The sequence below is a fragment of the Falsiroseomonas sp. HW251 genome, assembly GCF_050563545.1.
Taxonomy (GTDB): Bacteria; Pseudomonadota; Alphaproteobacteria; order Acetobacterales; family Acetobacteraceae; genus Falsiroseomonas.
This window is the reverse complement of record NZ_JBNXUM010000120.1, coordinates 1-319: the sequence shown is the minus strand read 5'-3', so window position 1 is coordinate 319 and position 319 is coordinate 1. Positions and strand designations below refer to the sequence as shown.

The window sequence follows — 319 nt, the reverse complement described above, 5'->3', positions numbered from 1 at the left end:
CTGTACTACGCCTGGTCCAAGGAGTTCCTGGAAGCCGGCAAGCGACGGCTGGCTGGCGATACCGCGCGTGCTGCCACGACCGACGAGGTCAAGGCGCTGCGCCAGGAAGCGCGGGCCCTGAAGGAGGTCGTGGCCGAGCAGGCGCTCGAGCTGCGGCTGCTGAAAAAAAGCGCAATCGCGGCTGGGGACGACCTCGCGTGAGGTACCCGGCGGCCGAGAAGCTCGAGATCATTCGCCTGGTCGAGCAATCGCATCTGCCGGTGCGCCGCACGCTGGCGCATCTCGGCATCCCACCGGCGACCTACTACCGCTGGTATGG

Annotated in this window: 1 pseudogene; it reads left to right on the top strand. The window is 67.4% G+C overall.

The window, feature by feature from the left end:
- Positions 1-319 (top strand): annotated as a pseudogene (locus tag ACLF3M_RS35445) (helix-turn-helix domain-containing protein); the annotation flags it as partial.